The 613-nt window shown below is 62.8% G+C and carries 1 protein-coding gene; it reads right to left on the bottom strand.

Features of this window, described 5'->3' with window-relative positions; translation table 11 throughout:
• Window positions 1-578, bottom strand: a 578-nt coding sequence (locus KP705_RS16170; protein WP_252348429.1) for a cation transporter, incomplete at its 3' end; no start/stop codon positions are given.
• Window positions 579-613: the final 35 nt, after the last annotated feature.

The following is a 613-nucleotide window of genomic DNA, read 5'->3' as shown; positions in this document are numbered from 1 at the left end:
CCATGACGATCAGGTTGCCGATCGCATCGTTGCGAGAGCAGAGCCACACCGAGCGCACGTTGGCGTCGCCATCCTTGTAGGGCAGGAGCAGAAACACCGAGGCAAGGTTCGCGGCCAGCGCCAGAGCGCCGATCGCACCCATGATCTCGGCCTGCGGAACGCCGAGGATCAGCGTGTGGTARACGGTGGACCCGAACACCCACAGCGCCATCAGCGACAGCGAGACGCCCTTGGCGAGTGCCGCCGTGGCTCGCGCCGATCACCGCCAGACTCAAACCGTAGGTGACGGTATCGGCCAGGAAGTCGAGTGCGTCGGCCTTGAGGGCTTGCGAGCCAGCGAGCTGTCCCGCCGCCATTTCGGTCACGAACATCGCGCCATTGATCGCGATCACCGTCCACAGGACACGCTTGTAGCGCGGGTCTACACCGTCGAAGACCGGGACACCCTTCGGACAGCAAATATTCTCGACGGTGCCGCATGTCGTCACCTCGACGGTTGGTGTGACTGTTTTCGTGGGCACGACCAGAGGTGGCGGAGCGCAACAGGCRGTCTCGGACTTGCAGCAGTTCTCAGACATGGGTGACTCCTTCTCGGGATCACCCTACAATCTCT

This window comes from Gluconobacter sp. P1D12_c (genome assembly GCF_018812105.1).
GTDB classification, from domain to species: Bacteria; Pseudomonadota; Alphaproteobacteria; order Acetobacterales; family Acetobacteraceae; genus Gluconobacter; species Gluconobacter oxydans_A.
This window is presented reverse-complemented; position numbering and strand designations above follow the sequence as displayed.